At 72.5% G+C, this 23,553-nt stretch carries 16 protein-coding genes; 7 read left to right on the top strand and 9 right to left on the bottom strand.

The annotated features are described in order from the left end of the window. Window positions 1-278: 278 nt before the first annotated feature. The 7 genes from treS to glgX form a co-directional block, all read right to left on the bottom strand. Window positions 279-2,084, bottom strand: a complete 1,806-nt coding sequence (treS, locus tag AB0G84_RS26070) for a maltose alpha-D-glucosyltransferase (RefSeq protein ID WP_361325408.1) — start codon at window positions 2,082-2,084, stop codon at window positions 279-281. Next, window positions 2,081-4,084, bottom strand: a complete 2,004-nt coding sequence (locus tag AB0G84_RS26075; RefSeq protein WP_361325410.1) for an alpha-1,4-glucan--maltose-1-phosphate maltosyltransferase — start codon at window positions 4,082-4,084, stop codon at window positions 2,081-2,083. The genes treS and AB0G84_RS26075 overlap by 4 nt, the downstream gene beginning before the upstream one ends. A gap of 716 nt (window positions 4,085-4,800) precedes the next feature. Next, window positions 4,801-6,432, bottom strand: a complete 1,632-nt coding sequence (locus AB0G84_RS26080; RefSeq protein ID WP_361325413.1) for a M4 family metallopeptidase — start codon at window positions 6,430-6,432, stop codon at window positions 4,801-4,803. Between the two features lie 288 nt (window positions 6,433-6,720). After that, window positions 6,721-9,000, bottom strand: a complete 2,280-nt coding sequence (locus AB0G84_RS26085; protein WP_361325416.1) for a M4 family metallopeptidase — start codon at window positions 8,998-9,000, stop codon at window positions 6,721-6,723. 364 nt (window positions 9,001-9,364) lie between these two features. Then, the gene (locus AB0G84_RS26090) at window positions 9,365-11,176 is read right to left on the bottom strand and encodes an ABC transporter ATP-binding protein (RefSeq protein ID WP_361325418.1); all 1,812 of its coding nucleotides are present in this window, start codon (window positions 11,174-11,176) and stop codon (window positions 9,365-9,367) included. Beyond that, entirely contained in the window at window positions 11,173-12,963 is a 1,791-nt protein-coding gene (locus AB0G84_RS26095) for an ABC transporter ATP-binding protein (protein ID WP_361325421.1), read from the bottom strand. Before AB0G84_RS26095 ends, AB0G84_RS26090 begins: the two co-directional genes overlap by 4 nt. A gap of 190 nt (window positions 12,964-13,153) precedes the next feature. Beyond that, window positions 13,154-15,409, bottom strand: coding sequence for a glycogen debranching protein GlgX (gene glgX / locus AB0G84_RS26100; protein WP_361325424.1), 2,256 nt, complete (start codon window positions 15,407-15,409; stop codon window positions 13,154-13,156). Between the two features lie 275 nt (window positions 15,410-15,684). On the opposite strand from glgX, the gene AB0G84_RS26105 reads away from it, so the two are divergent. From AB0G84_RS26105 to AB0G84_RS26135, 7 genes are all read left to right on the top strand, one after another. Beyond that, window positions 15,685-17,004 (top strand): Ig-like domain-containing protein, encoded by a 1,320-nt coding sequence (locus AB0G84_RS26105; protein ID WP_361325427.1) that lies wholly within the window; start codon window positions 15,685-15,687, stop codon window positions 17,002-17,004. A gap of 260 nt (window positions 17,005-17,264) precedes the next feature. Beyond that, window positions 17,265-18,479 (top strand): Ig-like domain-containing protein, encoded by a 1,215-nt coding sequence (locus AB0G84_RS26110; protein WP_361325469.1) that lies wholly within the window; start codon window positions 17,265-17,267, stop codon window positions 18,477-18,479. 108 nt (window positions 18,480-18,587) lie between these two features. Then, window positions 18,588-19,355, top strand: a complete 768-nt coding sequence (locus AB0G84_RS26115) for an enoyl-CoA hydratase-related protein (RefSeq protein WP_361325430.1) — start codon at window positions 18,588-18,590, stop codon at window positions 19,353-19,355. Between the two features lie 275 nt (window positions 19,356-19,630). Continuing rightward, window positions 19,631-20,158 (top strand): ATP-binding protein, encoded by a 528-nt coding sequence (locus AB0G84_RS26120; RefSeq protein WP_361325433.1) that lies wholly within the window; start codon window positions 19,631-19,633, stop codon window positions 20,156-20,158. A gap of 149 nt (window positions 20,159-20,307) precedes the next feature. Beyond that, on the top strand, window positions 20,308-20,727 hold the full coding sequence (locus AB0G84_RS26125; RefSeq protein WP_361325436.1) for a hypothetical protein: 420 nt from the start codon (window positions 20,308-20,310) through the stop codon (window positions 20,725-20,727). 58 nt (window positions 20,728-20,785) lie between these two features. Then, on the top strand, window positions 20,786-21,562 hold the full coding sequence (locus AB0G84_RS26130) for a DsbA family protein (protein WP_361325439.1): 777 nt from the start codon (window positions 20,786-20,788) through the stop codon (window positions 21,560-21,562). After that, a complete protein-coding gene (locus AB0G84_RS26135) occupies window positions 21,559-22,401 on the top strand; it encodes a cytochrome c biogenesis CcdA family protein (protein ID WP_361325442.1) in 843 nt (280 codons plus the stop codon). The genes AB0G84_RS26130 and AB0G84_RS26135 overlap by 4 nt, the downstream gene beginning before the upstream one ends. Before the next feature lie 58 nt (window positions 22,402-22,459). Here the strand turns inward: AB0G84_RS26135 and AB0G84_RS26140 are convergent, their stop codons facing one another. Then, on the bottom strand, window positions 22,460-22,951 hold the full coding sequence (locus AB0G84_RS26140; protein WP_361325445.1) for a cupin domain-containing protein: 492 nt from the start codon (window positions 22,949-22,951) through the stop codon (window positions 22,460-22,462). A gap of 7 nt (window positions 22,952-22,958) precedes the next feature. Further along, window positions 22,959-23,312 carry a hypothetical protein gene (locus AB0G84_RS26145; RefSeq protein ID WP_361325448.1) on the bottom strand — a complete coding sequence of 118 codons (354 nt, stop codon included), beginning with the start codon at window positions 23,310-23,312 and terminating at the stop codon, window positions 22,959-22,961. Window positions 23,313-23,553 lie beyond the last annotated feature (241 nt).

Consider the following 23,553-nt stretch of genomic DNA (forward strand, 5'->3'; position numbering starts at 1 on the left):
AAGTGTCCCGGAATGCGGCCTTCACTGTGCGGTGGCGCGGTGGCGGTACCCCCGTACGGAGGCGGTGCGGGCCCCCGGAGGGAGCCCCGGGAGGGGGCCTCGGCGTGCGTGCTTCCGCCCCGTGGCGGCCCCTCCGGAACCGGGGCCGACGATGGCTCACCCGGCCCGTGCGGTAGGAGGGAACCTGCCCGGCCGAAAGGTCAAAAAACGCCCGTACGCGCCATGGGGCCGCGTACGGGCGGAGTGCGGGGCGCCCGTGCCCGGTCAGGGCGCCGACGCTAGGCGGTGCTTCCGGCGTGCCCGGCCGGTGCTGCGTGTCCGGCGGGTGCTGCGTGCCCGGCGTGCCCGGTGTGTGTGGCGTGTCCCGCCGTGCTGTTCCTGCGCAGCCGGAACCAGTAGAACCCGTGCCCCGCCAGGGTCAGCAGGTACGGCAGTTCCCCGATGGCCGGGAAGCGGACACCGCCGATGAGTTCCACCGGATGGCGGCCGTTGAACGCCCGCAGGTCCAGCTCCGTCGGCTGCGCGAACCGGGAGAAGTTGTGCACGCACAGCACCAGGTCGTCGTCCGCACCCCCGGTGCCCGGCGCCTCCCGCAGGAAGGCCAGCACCGCCGGGTTGGTGGAGGACAGCTCGGTGTAGCTGCCGAGTCCGAACGCCGGGTTCTGCTTCCGGATCTCGATCATCCGGCGGGTCCAGTGCAGTAGCGAGGACGGCGAACTCATCGCGGCCTCGACGTTGGTGACCTGGTAGCCGTAGACCGGATCCATGATCGTGGGCAGGGAGAGCCGGCCGGGGTCGCAGGAGGAGAAGCCGGCGTTGCGGTCCGGCGTCCACTGCATCGGCGTGCGCACCGCGTCCCGGTCGCCGAGCCAGATGTTGTCGCCCATGCCGATCTCGTCGCCGTAGTAGAGGATCGGCGAGCCGGGCAGCGACAGCAGCAGGGCGGTGAACAGCTCGATCTGGTTGCGGTCGTTGTCCAGCAGCGGGGCCAGCCGCCGTCGGATGCCGATGTTGGCGCGCATCCGCGGGTCCTTGGCGTACTCCGCGTACATGTAGTCGCGCTCCTCGTCGGTGACCATCTCCAGGGTCAGCTCGTCGTGGTTGCGCAGGAAGATGCCCCACTGGCAGCCGGAGGGGATCTGGGGGGTCTTGGCGAGGATCTCCGAGACCGGGTAGCGCGACTCCCGACGCACCGCCATGAAGATCCGCGGCATGACCGGGAAGTGGAACGCCATATGGCACTCGTCGCCGCCGACGCCGTAGTCGCCGAAGTAGTCGACCACGTCCTCGGGCCACTGGTTGGCCTCGGCCAGCAGCACGGTGTCCGGATAGTGCGTGTCGACCATGGTGCGGACCCGCTTGAGGAAGGCGTGCGAGGCGGGGAGGTTCTCGCAGTTGGTGCCCTCCTCGGCGTAGAGGTACGGCACCGCGTCCAGCCGGAAGCCGTCGATGCCCAGGTCCAGCCAGAACCGCAGGGCGGAGATCATCTCCTCCTGGACGGCCGGGTTCTCGTAGTTGAGGTCCGGCTGGTGGGAGAAGAAGCGGTGCCAGTAGTACTGCTTGCGGACCGGGTCGAAGGTCCAGTTGGAGGCCTCGGTGTCGACGAAGATGATCCGGGCGTCGGCGTACTGCTTGTCGTCGTCCGCCCAGACGTAGTAGTCGCCGTAGGGGCCCTCGGGGTCCTTGCGGGACTCCTGGAACCACGGGTGCTGGTCGCTGGTGTGGTTCATCACCATGTCGATGATGACCCGCATGCCGCGGTGGTGCGCGGCGTCCACGAACTCCACGAAGTCCGCCAGATCGCCGAACTCGGGCAGCACCGCGGTGTAGTCGGCGACGTCGTAACCGCCGTCCCGCAGCGGGGACTTGAAGAACGGCGGCAGCCAGAGGCAGTCCACCCCCAGCCACTGCAGGTAGTCGAGTTTGGCTGTGATGCCCTTGAGGTCGCCGACGCCGTCGCCGTTGCTGTCCTGGAACGAGCGCACCAGGACTTCGTAGAAGACGGCCCGTTTGAACCAGTCGGGATCGCGGTCCTTCGCCGGTGTGTCCTCGAAGGTGTCGGGGACGGGCTCATTGACGATCAATTGGGTGACCCTCCGATCGGTGAGGACGGTCGCAGCGACAGCACATGGGCGGGCGCGAGGGCGCGGCCCGGCTCCAGGCGCACATAGTTGTCCCTGCCCCAGTGGTAGGTATCGCCGGTGAGCTCGTCGCGCACCGGGAAGGACTCGTGCCGGCCGAGGCCGAGTTCCGGCATGTCCAACGACACCGTCGCCTCGTGGGTGTGGTGCGGGTCGAGGTTGACCACCGTGACCACCGTGTCGGCACCGCCGCCGTGGCCCGCCCGCTTGGAGAAGGCGAGCACGGCGTCGTTGTCGGTGGGGTGGAAGTGCAGGTTGCGCAGCTGCTGCAGGGCGGGGTGCCGGCGGCGGATGCGGTTGAGCGTGGTGATCAGCGGGGCGATGGTCCGCCCCTGCCGCGCCGCCGCTTCCCAGTCGCGCGGCCTGAGTTGGTACTTCTCCGAGTCGAGGTACTCCTCGCTGCCCGGCCGCAGCGGCGTCGACTCGCACAGCTCGTACCCGGCGTAGGCGCCCCAGGTGGGCGAGAGGGTGGCGGCCAGTACGGCACGGATCTCAAAGGCCGGCCGGCCGCCCTCCTGGAGGTAGGCGTGCAGGATGTCCGGGGTGTTCACGAAGAAGTTGGGCCGCAGGTAGGACGCCGACTCCCCGGACAGCTCGGTGAGGTACTCGGTCAGCTCCTGCTTGGTGTTGCGCCAGGTGAAGTACGTGTACGACTGCTGGAAGCCGATCTTCGCCAGGGTGTGCAGCATGGCCGGACGGGTGAACGCCTCGGCGAGGAAGAGCACGTCGGGGTCGGTGCGGTTGATGTCGCCGAGCACCTTCTCCCAGAACGCCACCGGCTTGGTGTGCGGGTTGTCCACCCGGAAGATGCGGACGCCCTTGGCCATCCAGAAGCGCAGCACCCGCTCGGTCTCCCGGATCAGCCCCCGGTAGTCGGTGTCGAAGGCGAGGGGGTAGATGTCCTGGTACTTCTTCGGCGGGTTCTCGGCGTAGGCGATGGAGCCGTCGGCGCGGCGGTGGAACCACTGCGGGTGCAGGGTGACCCAGGGGTGGTCGGGGGAGCACTGCAGCGCGAAGTCCAGCGCCACCTCCATCCGCAGGTCGCGGGCCGTACGGACGAAGTGCTCGAAGTCCTCGAAGGTGCCCAGGTCCGGGTGGAGGGCGTCGTGGCCGCCGGCCGCCGAGCCGATCGCCCAGGGGGAGCCGACGTCCTCCGGACCGGCCGAAAGGGTGTTGTTGCGTCCCTTGCGGAAGGAGGTGCCGATCGGGTGGACGGGCGGGAGGTAGACCACGTCGAAGCCCATCGCGGCGACCGCCGGCAGCCGCTCCGCTGCGGTGCGCAGGGTGCCGCTGACGGCCGTGCCGCCCGGGGTGACCACGGCGCCTTCGGAGCGCGGGAAGAGCTCGTACCACGAGCCGTACAGCGCCCGGCGGCGCTCGACCACCAGCGGCATGGGACGCGAGACGGTGAGCAGCTCGCGCAGCGGATGCCGGCCGAGGGCCTCGATGACCTGCGGGGCGAGTGCGGCGGCGAGCCGGGTGGCGGCCGGCAGCTGGGGGTCGCGCAGCGCGTCCAGGGCGGCCAGCACCGTCTCCCGGCCGTCGCTCTTGGGCACCTCGGCCGCCGCCCGCTCGTGCAGCGCGGCGCCCTCGGCCAGCACCAGCTCGGTGTCGATGCCCGCCGGGATCTTGACCGAGGCGTGCTTGCGCCAGGTGGCAAGCGGGTCGGACCAGGCCTCGACGGTGAAGGTCCAGCGGCCCTCGACGTCCGGGGTGACCTCGGTGGACCACCGGTCGGTGCCGGGCGCCCGCTCCCGCATCGGGGTCCAGGGGCCGCTGCGCCCCGCGGGGTTGCGCAGCACCACATTGGCCGCGACCGCGTCATGGCCTTCGCGGAAGACCGTGGCGGAGACCTCGAAGGCCTCGCCGACCACGGCCTTCGCCGGGCGGCGGCCGCAATCGATCTGCGGGCGGATGTCCAGAACAGGGATGCGACCGATCATGGGCTCACCTGGGCTAGTGTCCTGCTTTGCTGGGTTTTGTCCTTTGTATCCGCTTCCCGACGGGGCGGCCGGTTGCGGGCAGGGGCGCTCCAGTCCGCTTTCACCCGGCTGGCGGAGGGCACGGCCGGCCGGGGTGTACGTGGTGGGCCTTCCCCCGGGCGGCGCCGGGGGAGTCCGGCGGAATGCGCACTACTGGTACGTAACAACCGGTCCGCCCTGATCCGGCGGACCGCTCTCCGCCCCCCTCCGGGCGGCGGCGGGGCTGCGCTGACACGGTCGGCGTTCGCCTCCTCAACTCGGTCTGATCACAGCGGAGTTGCGGTGTGCGGAGGTCCGGTGTCGCGCCGGGGTCCGTCGGCGCACACCGCAGCCTCTCTCCAGGAGGGAGTCCGTACAAGGGCGCGTGAGGGGGTGGAATCGGCCATATCGACGGACCCGCCGGTAGGGCAGGCTCCGGATGCCGTAGGAGGGGTGAACTCCCTTGGGGCAGAGGGCGGTTGGGGGAGTGGGAGGGGGCTCGTGGGGCGGGGCGCGACCGTGAGCGGCGGGAAGGTGGCCGGGGGCGGCGCGGGCCACCCCGCCGCAACCGCCCAGGTGGCCGGGACGCCCTGGGTGCCCCGGAAACGCGTGAAGGCGGTGCCCGGAGGAATCTCCGGACACCGCCCGTTCCGGGGGCACGTTACCCCGGCACGTTCAGCACGTTCCCGCTCGTTGCGTCACTTGACGGCGACACCCGTCCAGGCGGCCTCGACGCCCTTGACCTCGGGGCTGTCGGCCTTGTACAGGTCGGTGGCGGCCTTGATGGTGGCCTCGCGCGCGGCCTTGTAGTCGGTGTTGGAGGTCATGTACTCGGTCAGGGCCTTGAACCAGATCTTCTCGGCCTTGTCCCGGCCGATGCCCTCGACCTTCTTGCCGTCCGCGGTCGGGCTGTCGTACTTGACGCCACCGATCTCCTTCGGGCCGCTGCCCTCGGACAGCAGGTAGAAGAAGTGGTTGGCGACACCCGAGGAGTAGTGCGGGTCGAGGTCACCGGTCTTGGAGTCCCAGTTGTCCTGCGACTGACCGTCCTTGGACGGCTTGTCCATGTAGCGCAGCGGCTTGCCGTCACCGTTGATGTCGATCTTCTCGCCGATGAGGTAGTCGCCCGGGTCCTTGTCGTTCTTGGCGTAGAACTCGACCGAGGTCCCGAAGATGTCCGAGGTGCCCTCGTTCAGGCCGCCGGACTCACCGCTGTAGGTGAGGTTGGCGGTGGCGGAGGTGACACCGTGCGACATCTCGTGCGCCGCGACGTCGATGGCGGTGAGCGGCTTCTTGTCGCCCTCGCCGTCGCCGTAGGTCATGCAGAAGCAGCTGTCGTCCCAGAAGGCGTTGACGTAGCTCTTGCCGTAGTGCACGCGGGACGTGGCGCCCTTGCCGTCGCCCTTGATGCCGTTCCGGCCGTGCACCTTCTTGTAGTAGTCCCAGGTCTCGGCCGCACCGTAGTGCGCGTCGACGGCGGCGGTCTGCGGGTCGTCGGCCTTGCCGGTGCCCCACTTGTCGTCGTCGTCGGTGAAGGCCTTGCCGTCACCGGACTCGCTGTTGCCGAGGTTGAGGGTCTTGTGACCCCCGCGGTCGGCGTCGGTCAGCGTGTAGCCGCTGCCCTCCTTGGAGGTGGCCAGGTCGACGCTGCCGCTGTACTCGCTCTCGCCCTTGCCGGTACGGATCTCGTCGTACTGGAACAGCTTCTTGCCGCTGTTGGCGTCGGTGATGATGTGCATCCGGCTGGGGGTGCCGTCCTTCTTGACGCCCTTGACGACGGTGTCGTAGGCGAGGACGGGGGTGCCGGAGGCGGCCCAGACGACCTTCTTCGGCGTCTGCGCGTCGGCCTTCTTGGCCGCCAGCGAGTGCGCCGCGGTGCCCTGTGCCGACTTCGCGGCGGACTGCGGGGCGATCTTCGCCGTGGTGGAGGCGACCTTGATGGCGTGCTCGGTGGACTTGGTGGTGGACTTGATCGCACCGCCCTTGGCGGTGTGCACGACCAGGTCGCCGCCGAGCACCGGGAGGCCCTGGTACGTGCGGTCGTAGCGGGTGTGCGTGGTGCCGTCGGCGTCCTTGATGACGTCCTTGACGACCAGCTTCTCCTGCGAACCGAGCCCGAGCGACTTGGCGGTCTGGGCCCGGAGGGAGCTCGCGTCGCGCAGCAGTTCCGCACGGTGCGAGGCGCTGAGCTGGAGCGGCGAACCGTCCTTCGTGGGGGTGGGGGCCGGCGAGGCGCCGGCCGTACCGGCCGTGATTCCGGCGGCCAGCAGGGCCGCCGCCGCGAGGGCGGTTCCGGTCACACGGGTCTTACGGGATATGCGGGGGGTCACGCGTGACTCCTTCAACTTTGCCAGTGGTGGGGGTGCAAAGCGATGCGGGTGTGACGTGCGTCGGGAAGACTGCCATTCGAACGCGTGCATGTCAGGAGTCTGTTCACATCTTGGCTGAAAATCGTTAGCGGGGTCGGGCGCGCCATCCGGGAAAAGAAGCGGGGCGCCGCCCCCGAAAATCCGGGGGCGGCGCCCAACTCACCTTCTTAGCGGCCCTGTTGAGGGCGCTGCGCCGGGAACAGGTCCGCCTATGTCACACCAAGGTGACGGCCGGGTGCTGTCCCAGGGTCAGAACGTCAGTTTCCAGCCGTTGATGTATCCGCTGTCCTGGGAGTAGACGTCCTGGACCTTCAACTTCCAGGTGCCGCTCGCCGCCTTGGAGGAGGCGTTGACGGTGTACGTGGTGTTCACGTTCGCCGCCGAGTCGAAGGCGCTGGCGTTCTTCAGCCGGTAGGTCGTGCCGTCCGGGGCGATCAGGTCGATGACCAGGTCACCGCGGTAGCTGTGCACGATGTTCACCCCGACCTTCAGGGTGCTGGGTGCGTTGCCGCTGCGGCTGACGGTGATCGGCGAGGTGACCGCGGCGCCCGCGTCCGGGATCGGCACGTCGTCGGAGTTCTCGAAGACGCTGCCGCCGCCGGCCGCGTTGACCGTCCAGGTGAAGGCCGCCGTACCGGTCTTCTTCGCCGCGTCGGTGACCGTCACCTTCACCGAGCTGGTGCCGGCGGTGGTCGGGGTGCCGGAGATCAGACCGCTGCTGGCGTTGAGCGACAGCCCGGCGGGCAGCCCGGTCGCCGCGTACGTCAGCGCGCCCGCGGTGCCGCTGGTCGCCTTGATCTGCAGGCTCGCCGCCTGGCCCACGGTGCTGGTCTGGTTGCCCGGGTTGGTGACGGTGACCCCGCCGCCGTCCGGGACCCGTGCGCCGACGTTGACCGCCGCCCAGGTGTTGGCGACCGTGTTGTACGTCGCGCTGCCCTGGCCGAAGAGGTCCGCCGCGGCCTGGAGGGTGGCGGTACGGGCGCCCGCGTAGTTGGTGTTGGCGCTCATGTACTGGGTAAGCGCCTTGAACCACACCTTCTCGGCGTTGGCCCGGCCGATGCCCGGCACCGGCAGGTTGTCGGAGGTCGGGCTGTCGTAGTGGACGCCGCCGATGTCCTTCGGGCCGCTGCCCTCGGACAGCAGGTAGAAGAAGTGGTTGGCGACACCGGAGGAGTAGTGGACGTCCTTGTTGCCCACGCCGCTCGACCAGTAGTCCGCGGAGGCGCCGTCCTTGCTGGGCTTGTCCATGTAGCGCAGCGGGGTGCCGTCGCCGTTGATGTCGATCTTCTCGCCGATGAGGTAGTCACCGGGGTCCGAGGCGTTGTTGGCGTAGAACTCCACCGCGGTGCCGAAGATGTCGGAGGTCGCCTCGTTGAGGCCGCCGGACTCGCCGCTGTAGGTGAGGTTGGCGGTGGCCGCGGTGACACCGTGCGACATCTCGTGGCCGGCCACGTCGATGGCGGTCAGCGGGGCGGCGTTGCCGCTGCCGTCGCCGTAGGTCATGCAGAAGCAGCCGTCGTCCCAGAAGGCGTTGACGTAGCTGTTGCCGTAGTGGACGCGGGAGTAGGCGCCGACGCCGTCCCCGCGGATGCCGCTGCGGCCGTGCACGTTCTTGTAGTAGTCCCAGGTCTCCTGGGCACCGTAGGCGGCGTCCACACCGGCCGTCTGCGCGTTCTGCGGCGTCCCGTCGCCCCAGGTGTCGTCGGCGTCGGTGAACAGCGAACCGGTCCCCGACGAGCCGTGCTTGAGGTCGTAGGTCTTGTGGTTGCCGCGGGTGGCGTCGGTCATCGAGAAGTTCGGCGCCGAGCCGGACGTCCCGATGGTGACCTTGCCGCTGTACTCGCTGTTGCCGACGCCGGTCTCGATCCCCTGGTACTGGAAGATCCTGGCGCCGGTGGTGGCGTCCGTGATGACGTGCAGCTGGTTGGGCGTGCCGTCGTCCTGCAGCCCGCCGACCACGGTCTCGTAGGCCAGGACCGGCTTGCCGTCAGCGACCCAGACCACCTTCCGCGGGGCCTTGGCGGCGTCGGTCTTCTTCGACCCGAGCGTCCGCGCCGCCGCCACCGCCTTCGCCGTGGCGGCGGCCGGCGTGACCTTGGCGGTGGTGCTGGGGACCTTGATCTGGGAACGGACGGCCTTGGTGACGCCCTTGAGCGCGCCGGCCTTGCTCGCGTGCACCACGAGGTCGCCGCCGAGCACCGGCAGCCCCTCGTAGGTGCGCTCGTAGCGGGTGTGGACCGTGCCGTCGACGTCCTTGCTGACGTCCTTGACGACCAGCTTCTCCTTGGCGCCGAGCCCGAGCTCCCGTGCGGTCTTCGCGGTGGTGGCTCCGGCTGCCCGTATCAGCTCCGCACGCTGGGACGGGGACAGCTTGGCCGGCAGGGCGCCGGGGGCGGGGGCGGCGTGCGCGGTGCCAGGCCGCGGGGCGGCCGCCGTGCCGGTGCCGGTCTGTACGCCGACGGCCAGCATCGCCGTGACGGCGACCAGTGCGCCGGTCGCAACGGCGCGTCCATGGGGGGTGCGTCTCACACTGACTCCTTCTGCGGTGGCCGCTTCGTGACGGTGCGGCCGAGGGGGACCAGGGCGGCCAACGGCCGTCCGGGCAGAGCGAGGCAGAACTCGTGGAGCGTGTGGGGGGAAGGCGTACGCGCGCTGCCGCGACGTACGGGTGGAACGCGATGGTGCGAGGGTTCCGGTGGAACGGGATGATGCGGTGGTTCCGTTGGAACGGTGCTGCTGCACGGTGTGGTGCTGTGGGGACCGTGCGACTGCGGGGAAGAGTCCCACCGCGAGTGGCGAGTTGTCAGGCTCCGTTCAACTAATTGGCCGGAAAACGTCCGTTGCGCGAAATCGGCGTCCGAAAGCCGGACGATGCGGGGGCGTCACCCCGCGTTCACCCACGGGGCCGCCCGTGCCAGGACTCCCACAGCGCGGCATAGGCACCGCCCGCCGCCACCAGGGCGTCGTGGGTGCCGAGTTCGGTGAGGCGGCCGGCCTCCAGCACGCCGACCCGGTCCGCGTCGTGCGCGGTGTGCAGCCGGTGGGCGATGGCGATGACCGTACGGCCGGCGAGGACCGCGGCCAGCGCCCGCTCGGTGTGCCGCGCGGTGCGCGGGTCGAGCAGCGCGGTCGCCTCGTCCAGGATCACCGTGTGCGGATCGGCCAGCACCACGCGGGCCAGGGCGAGTTGCTGGGACTGTGAGCCGTCGGGGCGGTACCCGCCCGGGCCCAGCTCGGTGTCCAGGCCCGCCGGCAGCTCCTCGGCCCAGCCGGCCCCCACCGCGGCCAGCGCGGCCGTGAGCGCGGCGTCGTCCGCCTCCGGCGCGGCGATCCGCAGATTGTCCCGGACGGTGCCCAGGAACACATGGTGCTCCTGGGTGACGAGCACGACCTGCCGGCGCAGCACCTCCGGGTCCAGCGAGGCGATCGGCACCCGCCCCACCGTCACCGACCCGTGGCGCGGCGCCTCGATGCCGGCCAGCAGCCGCCCCAGCGTCGACTTGCCGGCGCCCGAGGGCCCCACCAGCGCGATCCGCTCCCCGGGCCGGATGGTCAGATCGACCCCGCGCAGCACGTCGTCACCCGCCCCGTCATAGGCGTAGTGGACGCCGGTGACGTCGATCCGGTCGTCGGCCGGGAGCGGGCGGGTGCCGGGCGCGGCCTTCGGGAGCCGCGGCGCCCCGACCAGGCCCTCGACCCGGGCGAACGCGGCGCCGCTGGACTGGATCTGCTCCACCCACAGCAGGACGGTCTCCAGTGGATCGGCCAGCTGGCGCAGGTACAGCGCGGCGGTGACCACCGCCCCCAGCGTGATCCCGCCCTGCCGGTGCAGCGCCCCGCCGACCAGCAGGACCCCGGCCACCGGGACCACGTACGAGACGTCCACGGCGGGCAGCAGCACACTGCGCAGGAACAGCGTCCGCAGGCGGGTCTCGCGGAACCGCTGCACCGCCCGCTCGGCCGCCGCCCACCGGCGCTCCTGCAGCCCCAGTGCCTCGACGGTCCGTGCGCCCTCCGCGGTGGCCGCCAGCAGCTCCGCCAGCTCCGAGGTCGCCGCCCCCTCCGCCAGGTAGGCGCGGTGCGCGCGCCGCAGGTACCACCGCACCGCCAGCAGGCCGCACAGCAGCCCCAGCCCGCACAGCCCGAGCAGCGGACCGAGCACCACCACCGCACCGAGCAGGAACAGCGCCTGTGCCGCCGCGACGCACACCTCCGGCGCGGCGTCCCGCAGCGTCCGGGCGACCGACGCGACGTCCGTCGTGCCACGGGCCGTCAGATCGCCGCTGCCCGCGCGCTCCACCACCGCCGGGGGCAGCGCCAGCACCCGGTCCACGTACTGGGTCCGGATCCGCGCCACGGTCCGCTCGCCGAAACGGTGCCCGACGTACCGTGCACCGCGCGCCAGCAGCAGTTGCACCAGCGCGGACACCACGACGACCAGCGCCAGCCGGTCCACCGCCCGCACCCCGCCGCCCGCCCGCACCGTGTCCACGATCCGCCCCAGCAGCCAGGGGCCGACCAGCCCGGCGCCGGCTGCTAGCGCATTGAGCACCAGCATCAGGGCGAACGCGCGGGCGTCCCGCCGGATCAGCCGCAGCGCCGCCCGCCGGACCGCTGCGGGCCCGGCGACCGGCAGGGCCGTCGCACCGGGCGGGGTGTCGCCGGTCCGCCCGGACCGGTCGGAGACCGTCACCGTCGTCGTCATCGCGCGTCCTCCTCCGCCGTCGTGGGCACCGGCCGGGGGAGCAGGGCCGTGCCCCCGTCGGTCCGGAGCCGCTCCGGTCCGTCCTCGTCGCGTGCCACCAGTGCCCGGTAGCCGGGCTGTTCCTCCAGGAGCTGCCGGTGGGTGCCGACCGCCGCGGCCCGTCCGTCGACGAGGAAGCACACCGTGTCGGCCCGGTCCAGCAGCAGTGGTGAGGTGCTGGTGACGACCGTGGTCCGGCCCGCGCGGGCGGCGTGCAGCCGGGCCGCGACGCCCGCCTCGGTGTGCGCGTCGACCGCCGAGGTCGGCTCGACCGCGAGCAGCACCTCGGGGTCGGCCAGCAGCGCCCGCACCAGGCGCAGTCGCTGCCGCTGCCCGCCGGAGAGGTTGCGGCCCTGCGCCTCGACGGGGGTGTCCAGCCCCTCCGGCAGCCCGCGGACGATCTCCTCGGCCAGCGCCGCGCGGACGGCGTCCGCGATCGCCCGCTCGTCGCGGTCCCGGCGCCCGCAGAGCACCTCGCGCAGCGTCCCGGCGAACAGGTCCGCCTCGTTGTCCGCCACCAGGATGCGGTCGCGGACCTCGTGCCGCGGGATCTCGTCGAGCCGCACCGCGCCCCAGGTGGCCGCGGAGTCCGCGAAGCGCCCCAGCCGGTCGACCACCGCCGCCGTCTCCGCCGGCCGGGCGGAGACCAGGGCCGTCAGCAGCCCGGGCACCACCTCGACGCCCGAGACCGGGTCCCGCAGCGCGGCCGGTCCCTCCGGTGCGCGGTCGGCACCGGCCGCCTCAGGGCCGTCCGCGGTGTCCGGCTCCAACTGCAGGAACCGCACCACGCGGCGGGCGGCGACCAGCCCGCGGGTCAGGTCGTAGCCGCCCTCGATGAAGAACGAGACGGGCACCACCAGCGCCGCCGCGTACCCGTAGACCGCCACCAACTCGCCCACGGTGATCTCCCCTTGGGCCGCCATCCGGGCCGCGAGCCAGGTCACCGCGGCCAGGAACAGCGTCGGCAGGCCCACCCCCAGCGCCTGGATCCAGCTGGTCACCGCGCCGACCCGGTAGCCGGCCCGGCGCAGTTGCCGCGCCTCGCGCCGGCAGCGCTCGGCGAACACCTCCTTGCCGCCCAGGCCGCCCAGCACCCGCAGCCCGCCGACCAGGTCCGTCAGCCGCGCCGCCAGTCCGCTCTGTTGCTCGCGGTACCGCGCCTCCACGCCCTGGAGCCGCCCCAGCAGCGGCCCCACCAGCAGCGCGAGCAGCGGCACGCCCAGCAGCACCACCACGGCGAGCAGCGGCGACACGCCCAACAGCAGGACGGCGACCACGCCGTACGCCAGCACCCCGCCGACGCCGGGCCCGGTCATCGTCAGCGTCTGGCTGATCACCGCCACATCGCCGATCCCGATCGTGACGACCTCCCCGGCCGTCACCTGCCGCGGTAGCGCCGCGCCGAGGTGCAGGGTGTGCGCGACCAGGGCGCGCACCGTGCGGAAGGTGGCGTCCATCCGGATCCTGGTCATCGTGCGGTGCCGCATCGTCCCCAGCCAGGCGTTGACCACCCCGACGCCCAGCAACACCGCCGCCCACCCGGCCAGCACCGACATCCGCCCGGGCGCCAGCCCCTCGTCGATCGCCCGCGACAGCACGTACGGGGGCACCATCAGCCCCACCATCCACAGGCTGCCGTACAGCGCCCCGGCCGCGGCCCGCCCTCGCTGACGGACCACCAGCCACCACAAGTACCGCCCGGCGCTGTGCTGATCGCGGGCCTCCGGCCCCCGTGGACTGTCTGCCATCGGTCCCCCCTGCGTCGTCCTGACGGCGCACCTGCCCCCTCGCCGACCCGTCACGCCCGGCGCCCTGCGGTGGACCGGGCGGGGTCGGCGGTGGGCGGCCCCGGTACCCAGTGTCCCGGGTGACGGGTGCCGGCCGTGCAGGGGGACCCTCGGGGGCCGGCCGCTCGTCGGGGAGGCGACGCACCTCCGCTCAGCCGGGGACCGCCCGGAACAGCAGCACCGACCGCCCCTGCAGCGTCAGGGTGCCGCCCGCCGGATGCACCGGTGGCGCCGCCTCGGGCAGGTCCTCCCGGCCGGTGTCGAGGAGGAGTTCGTAGGACTGCGCCCAGGGCGGGCCCGGGAGGGTGAGCGGGCGGGGGCGGGGGCCGGCGTGCAGGACCACCAGGAAGCTGTCGTCGACGATGCGGACGCCGCGGGCGTCGCGCTGGGAGATGTCGTTCCCGGAGAGGTACATGGCGAGCGTGGCACCCGGGGCGTACCAGTCGCCCTCGGTCATCTCCGTGCCGTCGGCGGTGAACCAGGCCAGGTCGCGCAGGCCGCCGCGGCCCTGCGGCCGGCCGGAGAAGAAGGCCCGGCGGCGCAGGACGGGGTGCGCGCGGCGCAGCGCGATCAGCCGGGCCGCCAGGTCGGCCAGCCGCCGCCAGTGCGGGTCCGCCAGCAGGGACCAGTCGACCCAGCTGGTGGCGTTGTCCTGGCAGTAGGCGTTGTTGTTGCCGTGCTGGGTGCGGCCCATCTCGTCGCCGGCCACCAGCATCGGCACGCCGGTGGACAGCAGCAGGGTGGTCAGCAGGTTGCGCAGCTGGCGGCGGCGCAGCGCGGTGACGTCGGGGTCGTCGGTCTCGCCCTCGGCGCCGCAGTTCCAGGACCGGTTGTCGTTGCTGCCGTCGCGGTTGTGCTCACCGTTGGCGGCGTTGCGCTTGTGCTCGTAGCTGACCAGGTCGCGCAGGGTGAAACCGTCGTGCGCGGTGAGGAAGTTGACCGAGGCGTACGGGCGGCGGCCGCCCCAGGCGTAGAGGTCGCTGGAGCCGGACAGCCGGTAGCCCAGGTCGCGGACGTCGTGCTGGGCGCCGCGCCAGAAGTCGCGGACGGTGTCGCGGTAGCGGTCGTTCCACTCCGTCCACAATGGGGGGAACGCGCCGACCTGGTAGCCGCCGGAGCCCACGTCCCAGGGCTCGGCGATCAGTTTGACCCGGCGCAGCACCGGGTCCTGGGCGATCACCGCGAGGAACGGGGAGAGCATGTCGACGTCGTGCAGGGAACGGGCCAGCGAGGCGGCCAGGTCGAAGCGGAAGCCGTCCACGCCCATTTCGGTGACCCAGTAGCGCAGCGAATCGGTGATCAGGCGCAGCACCTGGGGCTGGACGACGTGCAGGGTGTTGCCGCACCCGGTGTAGTCGGCGTAGCGCCGGGCGTCGCCCGCCAGGCGGTAGTAGCCGCGGTTGTCGATGCCCCGTAGGGAGAGCGTCGGGCCCAGCTCGCCGGCCTCGGCGGTGTGGTTGTAGACGACGTCGAGGATCACCTCGATGCCGGCGTCGTGCAGCGCCCGCACCATCCGCTTGAACTCGCCCACCTGCTGGCCCCGGGTGCCGGTCGCGGCATAGCCGGCGTGCGGCGCGAAGTAGCCGATGGAGTTGTAGCCCCAGTAGTTGCGCAGCCCCCGGCGCACCAGGTGGTCCTCGTGGCCGAACTGATGGACCGGCAGCAGCTCCACCGCGGTGACGCCGAGCCGGACCAGGTGCTCCAGCGCGGCCGGGTGCGCCAGGCCCGCGTAGGTGCCGCGCAGGTGCTCCGGGACGCCGGGGTGGCGCATGGTGAAGCCGCGGACGTGCAGCTCGTAGAGGACGGAGTCGGGCCAGGGCGTCTTGGGCCGGACGTCGTCGCGCCACTCGTCCTCGGCGCCTTCGTCCCCGGTGTCCCCGCCGACCACCACGCCCTTGGGGACGAACGGGGCGGAGTCCCGGTCGTCGCGGACGGTGTCGGCGAGGTGCTGCTGGGGCCAGTCGCGGACGTGGGCGTAGAGCGGGGCGGGCAGCGCCCTGCCGGTGCCGGCCGGCTCGGTCCGCGCGCCGAAGTCGCCGTCCACGGCCCGGGCGTACGGGTCGAGCAGCAGCTTGGCGGGGTTCCAGCGGGCCCCGGCCCACGGGTCCCAGCGGCCGTGCACCCGGTAGCCGTACCGCTGGCCGGGGCGGACACCGGGCAGGAACCCGTGCCAGATCTCATGGGTGAGTTCGGTCAGCGCTTGGCGCGTCTCGCGCCCCGCGTCGTCGAACAGACACAGCTCCACGGCTTCGGCGCCACCCGCCCACAGGGCGAAGTTGGTGCCCGCGACGCCGTCGGGCCCGGTGCGATACCGGGCCCCCAGCGGCGTCGGACTGCCGGGGCGGACGTCCACGGGTGGCGCGAGGGGTTCGTCCGCCACCGCCTCCTGCTCGGGTGCGCTCGACACGTGCCGGCCTCCTGCGGCTCATGGCTCGGTCGGGCGGTGCCCCGGCAGGGGGAGCCGCCCAGCCGTCGCTGGGGGAGTCCCGGCCGCGCAGGTGTTCCCGCCCTCCCCGTTGTTCTTCCCGCAACCGGGCGTTGCCTCACGCTTCCGGGACCGGTGCCGGCGTCCGGTACCGCTCCCTGGCGGAGTCGCCGCGCACCCTCGCCGAGGGGGTGTCCATGACATCCCGTAACGCGGCATACCTCCCAAGCCGGGCGACATCCGTCACAATCCGGTATATGACCGCCCATCAGCAGGACCGAGCAGGGGACCGAGCCGAGCACTGCGGGGCACCGCGGGCGCGGGGCCGGACGCCGGACCGGGCGGGGGGCCGGGCGGCGCGCCACCGGACCGCCGGGCGCCCGGCACGCCGCCTGCGGGCCGCCCTGGCCGCCGCGGCCTGCGTCACCGGGGCGGCGGCGCTCGCCGGCTGTGCGGGGTCCGTCGTCTTCGACCCGGGTGTGCCGCGCGCCCCGGAGGGGACCATCAGCATCGTCCCGCACAACGGCGCGCACGGCGTACGGACCGACGGGCGGTTCGAGGTGCGGGTGCCGGAGGGGCGGCTGGAGCGGGTCGAGGCCGTCCGGAGCGGAACCGGCGGACGGCAGCGGGTTACCGGCCGGATCTCACCCGACGGCATGGTCTGGCGGCCGGCCCCCGGGCCCCTCCGGCCCGGCGCCCACTACACCGTCAAGGCGGTGGCACTGGACGGCGCCGGCCACCGCTCCACCCACCGCTCGGCCTTCACCACCGCCGCGCCCGTCCACCACCTGACCGCGCACTTCTCCCCGCAGAGCGATGCCACGGTCGGCACTGGTCTGATCGTGTCGATGGTCTTCAACCGGCCGGTCGCTGACCGCGCGGCCGTCGAACGCGCCGTCACCGTCGGCGCCCGCCCCCATGTCGAGGTCGCCGCCCACTGGTTCGGCCGCCGGCGGCTGGACTTCCGGCCCCGGTACCGCTGGCGGCCGGGCACCGCGATCACCGTGCAGCTGCGGCTGCGCGGGGTGAAGACCGGGCCGGACGTCTACGGCACCCAGCGCCGCACCGTGCGCTACCGGGTCGGCCGGGACCAGGTCAGCACCATCGACGCCGCCCGGCACACCATGACGGTGCGGACGAACGGCCGGGTTGTGGCGGTGCTCCCGGTCACCGCGGGCGACGCCGAGAACCCCACGTACAACGGGCAGATGGTGATCCTGGAGCGGCACTCGGTGACCCGGATGGACGGCGGCACCGTCGGCTTCGGCGGGGAGTACGACATCGCGGACGTACCGCACGCCATGCGCCTGACCCGCTCCGGGACCTTCCTGCACGGCAACTACTGGGCCCGGCCCGAGGTCTTCGGCGGGCTCAACACCAGCCACGGCTGCGTCGGCCTCAAGGACGTCCGGGGCGGCGCCGAGGACACCCCGGCCGGCTGGTTCTTCGCCCGGTCCATCGTCGGCGACACCGTGGTGGTGCAGAACTCCCCGGAGCGCACGGTCGCACCGGACAACGGGCTCGGCGGCTGGAACATGCCGTGGGAGCAGTGGCGGGCGGGCTCGGCGCTGCGCTGACGGGCGCCCGGCGACGGGCTCGGCGGGGGCGCCGCCGAGGCGCAGGGAGCGGGGCGCGCGCCGAGGGCCGCGCACGACGGGCGGTGGCGCACCTGCGCACCCGCGCAGTTGGGACTGAACGGTGACCTCCGTGGGGAGTTCACTGTCACTGCGGTGTGGTTTTCTAACGGCGAGGGCGCGGCTGTCCGCAGAGGCGTGCGGGGACCGCGGGCCGTGCCAGGGGAAGGGGGCCAGGGGTGTACGTCCAGCCGAATCGAGGGGTGCCGGCGCGCCGGCGGCGGCCGCACGGGAGCCGGGGGCCGCTCGCGCTCCTGCTCGGCGCGGTGCTGCTGCTGGTCAGCGCGTGCGGCGGCGACGACGGTGACGACAAGGCGGCGTCCGGCAAGGCAGGAGGGGCCGGGGCCGCCTCGCGGGCCGCGGTGACGATAGCGCCCAAGGACGGCGCGGACGACGTCGCCACCACCGGTGCGCTGAAGGTGACCGCGGACCAGGGCCGGCTCCGTTCCGTCAAGGTCAAGGACGCCAAGGGCAACGAGGTCGGCGGGAAGATATCCGGCGACGGCGCCCTGTGGCGGCCCAGCGGCCACCTGGGGGCCTCGACGCGGTACACCGTCGACGCGGTCGCGGTGGACGGCCGGGGCCGGGCGGCCGCCGAGCACTCCAGCTTCACCACCCTCACCCCGAAGAACACCTTCATCGGGGTCTACAGCCCGGAGAACGGCCAGCAGGTCGGCGTCGGGATGCCGGTCTCGCTGCACTTCACCCGCGGCATCACCGACCCCAAGGCCGTCGAGAAGGCCATCACGGTGCGCGCCGAGCCGTCGGTCCCGATCGAGGGCCACTGGTTCGGCAACGACCGGCTCGACTTCCGCCCCGAGAAGTACTGGGCGCCCGGCACCAAGGTCACCCTCAAGCTCGACCTCGACGGCGTCGAGGGGCGCCCCGGCGTCTACGGCACCCAGGCCAAGGAGGTCTCGTTCACCGTCGGCCGCAGCCAGGTCAGCACGGTCGACGCCCGGTCGAAGGAGATGACCGTGGTGCGCGACGGCAAGAAGATCAAGACCATCCCGATCACCTCGGGCGCGCCGGGCACCGAGACCTACAACGGCACGATGGTGATCAGCGAGAAGCACCCGGTCACCCGGATGAACGGCGACACCGTCGGCTTCGGCGGCGAGTACGACATCAAGGACGTGCCGCACGCGATGCGGCTGAGCGCGTCCGGCACGTTCATCCACGGCAACTACTGGTCCGGTCGGGCGACGTTCGGTACCCGCAATGCCAGCCACGGCTGTGTGGGCCTGTTCGACGTGCGGGGCGGTGGCGACCGCTCCACCCCGGCGGCCTGGTTCTTCCGCAACTCCCTGATCGGCGATGTGGTCGTCGTCAAGAACTCGCATGACGAAACGATCCAGCCGGACAACGGGTTCAGCGACTGGAACCTGTCCTGGGAGCGGTGGAAGGCCGGGTCCTGACGGCGGGGCACGTACCGGGGCCGGGATGCGGCCGCGCGGCGGCGGGGCCGGTGCACTGTGACACAGCGCACCGGTCCCGTCGTCGTTAACGCGTACTAACCTTCCGGCATGACTGTGAATCTCGAGGTCGCCGACGGCGTCGGCACCATCCGCCTGGACCGCCCGCCGATGAACGCGCTGGACATCGCCACCCAGGACCGGCTTCGCGAGCTCGCCGAAGAGGTCACCCGCCGCGACGATGTGCGCGCCGTCGTCGTCTGGGGCGGCGAGAAGGTGTTCGCGGCCGGCGCGGACATCAAGGAGATGCAGGCCATGGACCACACGGCCATGGTCGTCCGCGGCAAGGCGCTGCAGGACTCGTTCACCGCCGTCGCCAGGATCCCCAAGCCGGTGGTCGCCGCGGTCACCGGCTACGCGCTGGGCGGCGGCTGCGAGTTGGCGCTCTGCGCCGACTTCCGGATCGCCGCGGACAACGCCAAGCTCGGCCAGCCGGAGATCCTGCTGGGTCTGATCCCGGGCGCCGGCGGCACCCAGCGGCTGGCGCGGCTGGTGGGCCCCTCCAAGGCCAAGGACCTGATCTTCACCGGCCGTCACGTCAAGGCCGAGGAGGCGCTCGCCATCGGGCTGGTCGACCGGGTGGTGCCGGCCGCCGAGGTCTACGAGCAGGCACACGCCTGGGCCGCGCGGCTGGCGGCCGGGCCCGCGCTGGCGCTGCGGGCCGCCAAGGAGTCCGTCGACACCGGTCTGGAGACCGACATCGACACCGGCCTGGCCGTCGAACGCAACTGGTTCGCGGGGCTGTTCGCGACCGAGGACCGGGAGATCGGCATGCGCAGCTTCGTCGAGGAGGGCCCGGGCAAGGCCAAGTTCCGCTGAAACGACCGGCGTTGACGGCGTGATGACGTTTGGCCGGGACCGGATGCCTCGTGTGGGCGAATTGCGGAAGGCTTAATTGCGCCTTAAGACAGCCTTGTTGACGCACCGGGTTGATCCTTGGTGTGCCAGGGGTAGTCGCAGGTCAGCCAAGGGGACCCGGAACCTTAACTGCCGTTGGCATATGTCTCGGAGGGGCTCTGGAACCGGTGATTCCGGACAAGGCATTCCACCGGTTCCACCCCCGTGACGGCCAAGTAGCGGCCATCATGGGGGGCATGGCGGGCCTCGAAGGAATGGAGCAGCCGCGGCCACGGAGCGATCCGGCCGCCGCGCGATGGGGCATCCCCGAAGCGGACGGCGGCCCCGCTCGGGCACCCCGCGGGCCGGTGTCCGCGCCACCCGAACCGGTGGGGGAATCCCCCCTCGGCGAGGTGCGGCTGCCGTCCCGCCCCCAGTCCGCCGGCACCGCCCGGCGGTTGACCGCCTGTGTCCTTCTGAAACAGTGGTCACTCGCGCCCCAGCTGGCCGAGCACGCCGTCCTGCTCGTCTCCGAGCTGGTCGGCAACGCCGTACGCCACACCGGTGCCCGCACCTTCGGGCTGCGGATGCTCCGCCGCCGCGGCTGGCTCCGCATCGAGGTGCGCGACCCCTCCCGCGGTCTGCCCTGCCTCATGCCCGTCCAGGAGATGGACGTCAGCGGGCGCGGGCTCTTCCTCGTCGACACCCTCTCCGACCGCTGGGGCGTGGACCTGCTGCCGCGCGGCAAGACGACCTGGTTCGAAATGCGGGTCACCGACCGCTGACCGCGCCCCGCCCCTCCACACCGTCCCCGCCCGGCCCGGCGCCCCTCGGCCGGCCGGCCGTCGCGTCGCGCCGGTCGGTTCACCGGGTGCGGCCCGCGGGCTCGTAGGATGGGCCGTTCATGCGTGCGGTGGCCAGGGAGAGGAGGACCATGCATCGGTCGCGCCGTCCGGCGGTGATGCTGCTGCTCCTCCTCACGGTGACCTTCGGGCCACTGCTGTGCCGCAGTGGTGGCGCACAGGCCCAGGCTGTCGGACTCGTCACCCCGGCGGTCAGCGAAGCCACCGCGGCGGCGCTGGCACCGGGCGGTACGACGGCTGCCGCGCCGGACGTCGCCACCACGCCGGACGTCGCCGCCGCGCCGAAGCGGTGCTCGGACCGGCATGCGCCCGGCCCTCAGGAGTCCGCCCCGCTGCCCGCCCCGCACCGCGCCGAGCCACTGGCCCCCGCCACCACCGGCGCCGGGCCGCTCTCGGTCGATCTGCCGGCGCAGTTCGCGCTCGCCCGGCCGCCGACCGACGGCTCCTCCGCCACCGACCACACCGCGCTCCTGCCCGTACTGCGGATATAGGCCGTCCTCCCGACGCACACGGCCCGACCTTTCCTCTCCGTACGTCTGGAGCTTTCGCATGCCCAACTCCGCCTCCCGCACCCGCAAACTGGCCGCCATCGGCGCGGTCATCGCCCTCGTCGTGGCGGTGCTCGCCATCGGCATCGCCGTCGGCACGTCCGTCGAGGGCGACCGGGACACCGCCCGCACCGGCGAACCGGAGGCCGCGGCCTCCGCCTCCGCCGAGGAGGACCCGGCCCAGCAGAAGATGTTCGACGACCTCGCCCGGCGGACCAGCCGGCGCGCGGACGGTGACCCGCTCGCCGTGGGGAAGAAGAACGCCCCGGTGGTGCTGGTCGAGTACGCCGACTACCAGTGCTCGTTCTGCGGGCGCTTCACCCGTGAGACCCAGCCCGAGCTGGTCAAGAAGTACGTCGACGCCGGCACCCTGCGCATCGAGTTCCGCAACTTCCCGGTCTTCGGCGCCGACTCCGAGCGGGCCGCCCGCGCCTCCTGGGCGGCCGGCCGGCAGGGCCGGTTCTGGCAGATGCACGACACGCTGTACGCCAAGACCCGCAAGGGCGCCGCGCTGGCCGAGGACGAGCTCGTCGAGCTGGCCCGCACCAGCGGGGTCAAGGACATCGAGAAGTTCCGGTCCGACCTCACGAGCGACGAGGCCGAGCGGGCGCTGAAGAAGGACCAGGACGAGGGCTACCAGCTCGGTGTCCAGTCCACGCCGTCGTTCCTGGTCAACGGGCGCCCGGTGGCCGGGGCCCAGCCCACCGCGGTCTTCGCCAAGACCATCGAGGACGCCGCGGCGAAGGCGGGTGCGAAGGGCGCGGGGGCCGGGAAGTGACCACCGACATCGGCTACCTCGCGGCCTTCCTGGGCGGGGCGCTGGCCCTGATCAGCCCGTGCAGCGCCCTGCTGCTGCCGGCGTTCTTCGCGTACTCGCTGACCGGCACGGGCCGGCTGCTGGCCCGCACCGGGGTGTTCTACCTGGGGCTGGCCACGACCCTGGTGCCGCTCGGCGCGGCGAGCACGGCGGCCAGCCGGCTGTTCAACGGCCACCGCGATCTGCTGGTCGCGATCGGCGGCTGGGTGGTGATCGCGATGGGCGTCGCACAGATCCTGGGCCTGGGCTTCGCCTCCCGGCGCGCCCAGGCCGCGGCCGCCCGGATCACCCCGCGCACCGCGGTCTCCACCTTCCTGCTGGGCTGTGTCTACGGCCTGGCGGGCTTCTGTGCCGGACCGATCCTGGGCGCGGTGCTGACCGTGACGGCGGTCAGCGGCAACCCCGTGTACGGGGCGTCGATGCTCGCCGTGTATGCGCTGGGCATGGCGCTGCCGCTGTTCGTCCTGGCGCTGCTGTGGGACCGCTTCCGGCTCGGCGGCCGGGGCTGGCTGCGGGGCCGGGAACTCACCCTCGGCAGGCTGCGGCTGCACACCACCTCGCTGCTGTCCGGGGCGTTCTTCATCGCCATCGGCGTGCTCTTCCTGCGCTTCAACGGCACCAGCGCGCTGCCCGGGATCCTCGATGCGGACAGTGAGTTCCGGGTCGAGGAGTGGGCCACCCGGCTCGGGAACGGCGTACCGGACGCGGTGCTGATCGCGGTCGGTGCGCTGATCGTCGCCGGGGTGCTGGGGCGGATCGCGCTGCGGCCGGAGAAGCGGCCGGAGGACCGGGCGGAGTAGCCCGGGCGGGCGGGGCCGACACCCGGCCCCGCCCGCCGCCTCCCCGGAGGTCCGGGAACTACGGGGTGTCGGCGGGCACCTGGTGGGAGGTGGTCCGGTAGCGGCTGCGGAACTCGGCCAGCAGCTCGTCGGTCGCCTCGGCCCCGGCGCTCACCGCGGCGTGGACATCGCGGAAGTAGTTCTCGTAGCCGGCCGGGGTGTAGAGGCACAGGGCGCGGGCCGGGACCGTGCCGGCGTTGCGGAAGCCGTGCGGGGTGCCGCGGGTGGCCGCGAGCAGATGGCCGGGGCCGGCCGTCACCTCACCGTCCCCGGTGTGCAGCGTCAGCTCGCCCTCAAGGACGTAGAAGTACTCGTCATGTCCGTGGTGTACGTGGGGCCTGGCACCGATGGTGCCGGGTGCGAGGGTGAACTCCTCGCAGGAGAAGTGGCCGCCCGTGTGCTCGCCGGTGAGCCGGAAGAAGTGCGCCACACCGGCGACGTCTATCAGCTCACCGTCCTCCGGTAAGCGCAGCAGCGGGCGGGCGGGAGCGCGGTCCTGATGATCGGTCATGGGGGCATTATGCGCTCAGCCGGCGGCGCCGGAGGGGGTGTGGCCGGGCGTGCGGCCGGATGTGCGGGTGGTGGGCGTCGGCCCGGCGCCGGCGATCGTTGCACAGCAGGCACTTGCCGTAGCCCGGCGGGAGGGGGTCCTCCGGGTCGCCGAACAGCGGGTCGACCGCGCCGTTCGGATGGAGGGCGCAGCCGGTCGGGCCGGTCTCGGCGCCCAGCGAGCCGGCGGCGGTCAGCGCCTGGCGGAGGACGTCCACCAGCTCGTCCGCGGCGTGCCGGTTCGGCGCGGACTGCAGGGCGCGGGCAAGGTCGGAGGCGGTGGTCAGCGCGGTCTGGAGTTCGCGCAGGTGTGCGTAACCCATGCCAGGGAGCGTAGGCGGCCCCACTGACAGTTGATCTTCCGATCGGACTTCGCGGCTTCCCATGGCCGGATGCATGCCCGCTTCCGCCCACGATTTAGCACCGCCGAGATGACCGTCCTCTTGCGGGTGTGTGACGTACGGGGTGGGCCCGGGACCAGCGCGGCGAACTGGGCGCGGACGGTCTCGGAGAGGATCGCGCCGGAGCTGCTGACGCTGAGCAGCGAGGAGTGGTCGATGTCCT

The organism is Streptomyces sp. NPDC020742, assembly GCF_040641675.1.
In the GTDB taxonomy this organism is placed as follows: domain Bacteria; phylum Actinomycetota; class Actinomycetes; order Streptomycetales; family Streptomycetaceae; genus Streptomyces.

Bases quoted from the DNA above. Each gene is read 5' to 3' on its own strand.
- AB0G84_RS26105 (WP_361325427.1), top strand. From the start codon at position 15,685: ATGACCGCCCATCAGCAGGACCGAGCAGGGGACCGAGCCGAGCACTGC.
- AB0G84_RS26075 (WP_361325410.1), bottom strand. From the start codon at position 4,084: ATGATCGGTCGCATCCCTGTTCTGGACATCCGCCCGCAGATCGATTGC.
- AB0G84_RS26115 (WP_361325430.1), top strand. From the start codon at position 18,588: ATGACTGTGAATCTCGAGGTCGCCGACGGCGTCGGCACCATCCGCCTG.
- AB0G84_RS26130 (WP_361325439.1), top strand. From the start codon at position 20,786: ATGCCCAACTCCGCCTCCCGCACCCGCAAACTGGCCGCCATCGGCGCG.
- AB0G84_RS26125 (WP_361325436.1), top strand. From the start codon at position 20,308: ATGCATCGGTCGCGCCGTCCGGCGGTGATGCTGCTGCTCCTCCTCACG.
- AB0G84_RS26095 (WP_361325421.1), bottom strand. From the start codon at position 12,963: ATGGCAGACAGTCCACGGGGGCCGGAGGCCCGCGATCAGCACAGCGCC.
- AB0G84_RS26090 (WP_361325418.1), bottom strand. From the start codon at position 11,176: ATGACGACGACGGTGACGGTCTCCGACCGGTCCGGGCGGACCGGCGAC.
- AB0G84_RS26140 (WP_361325445.1), bottom strand. From the start codon at position 22,951: ATGACCGATCATCAGGACCGCGCTCCCGCCCGCCCGCTGCTGCGCTTA.
- AB0G84_RS26145 (WP_361325448.1), bottom strand. From the start codon at position 23,312: ATGGGTTACGCACACCTGCGCGAACTCCAGACCGCGCTGACCACCGCC.
- AB0G84_RS26120 (WP_361325433.1), top strand. From the start codon at position 19,631: ATGGCGGGCCTCGAAGGAATGGAGCAGCCGCGGCCACGGAGCGATCCG.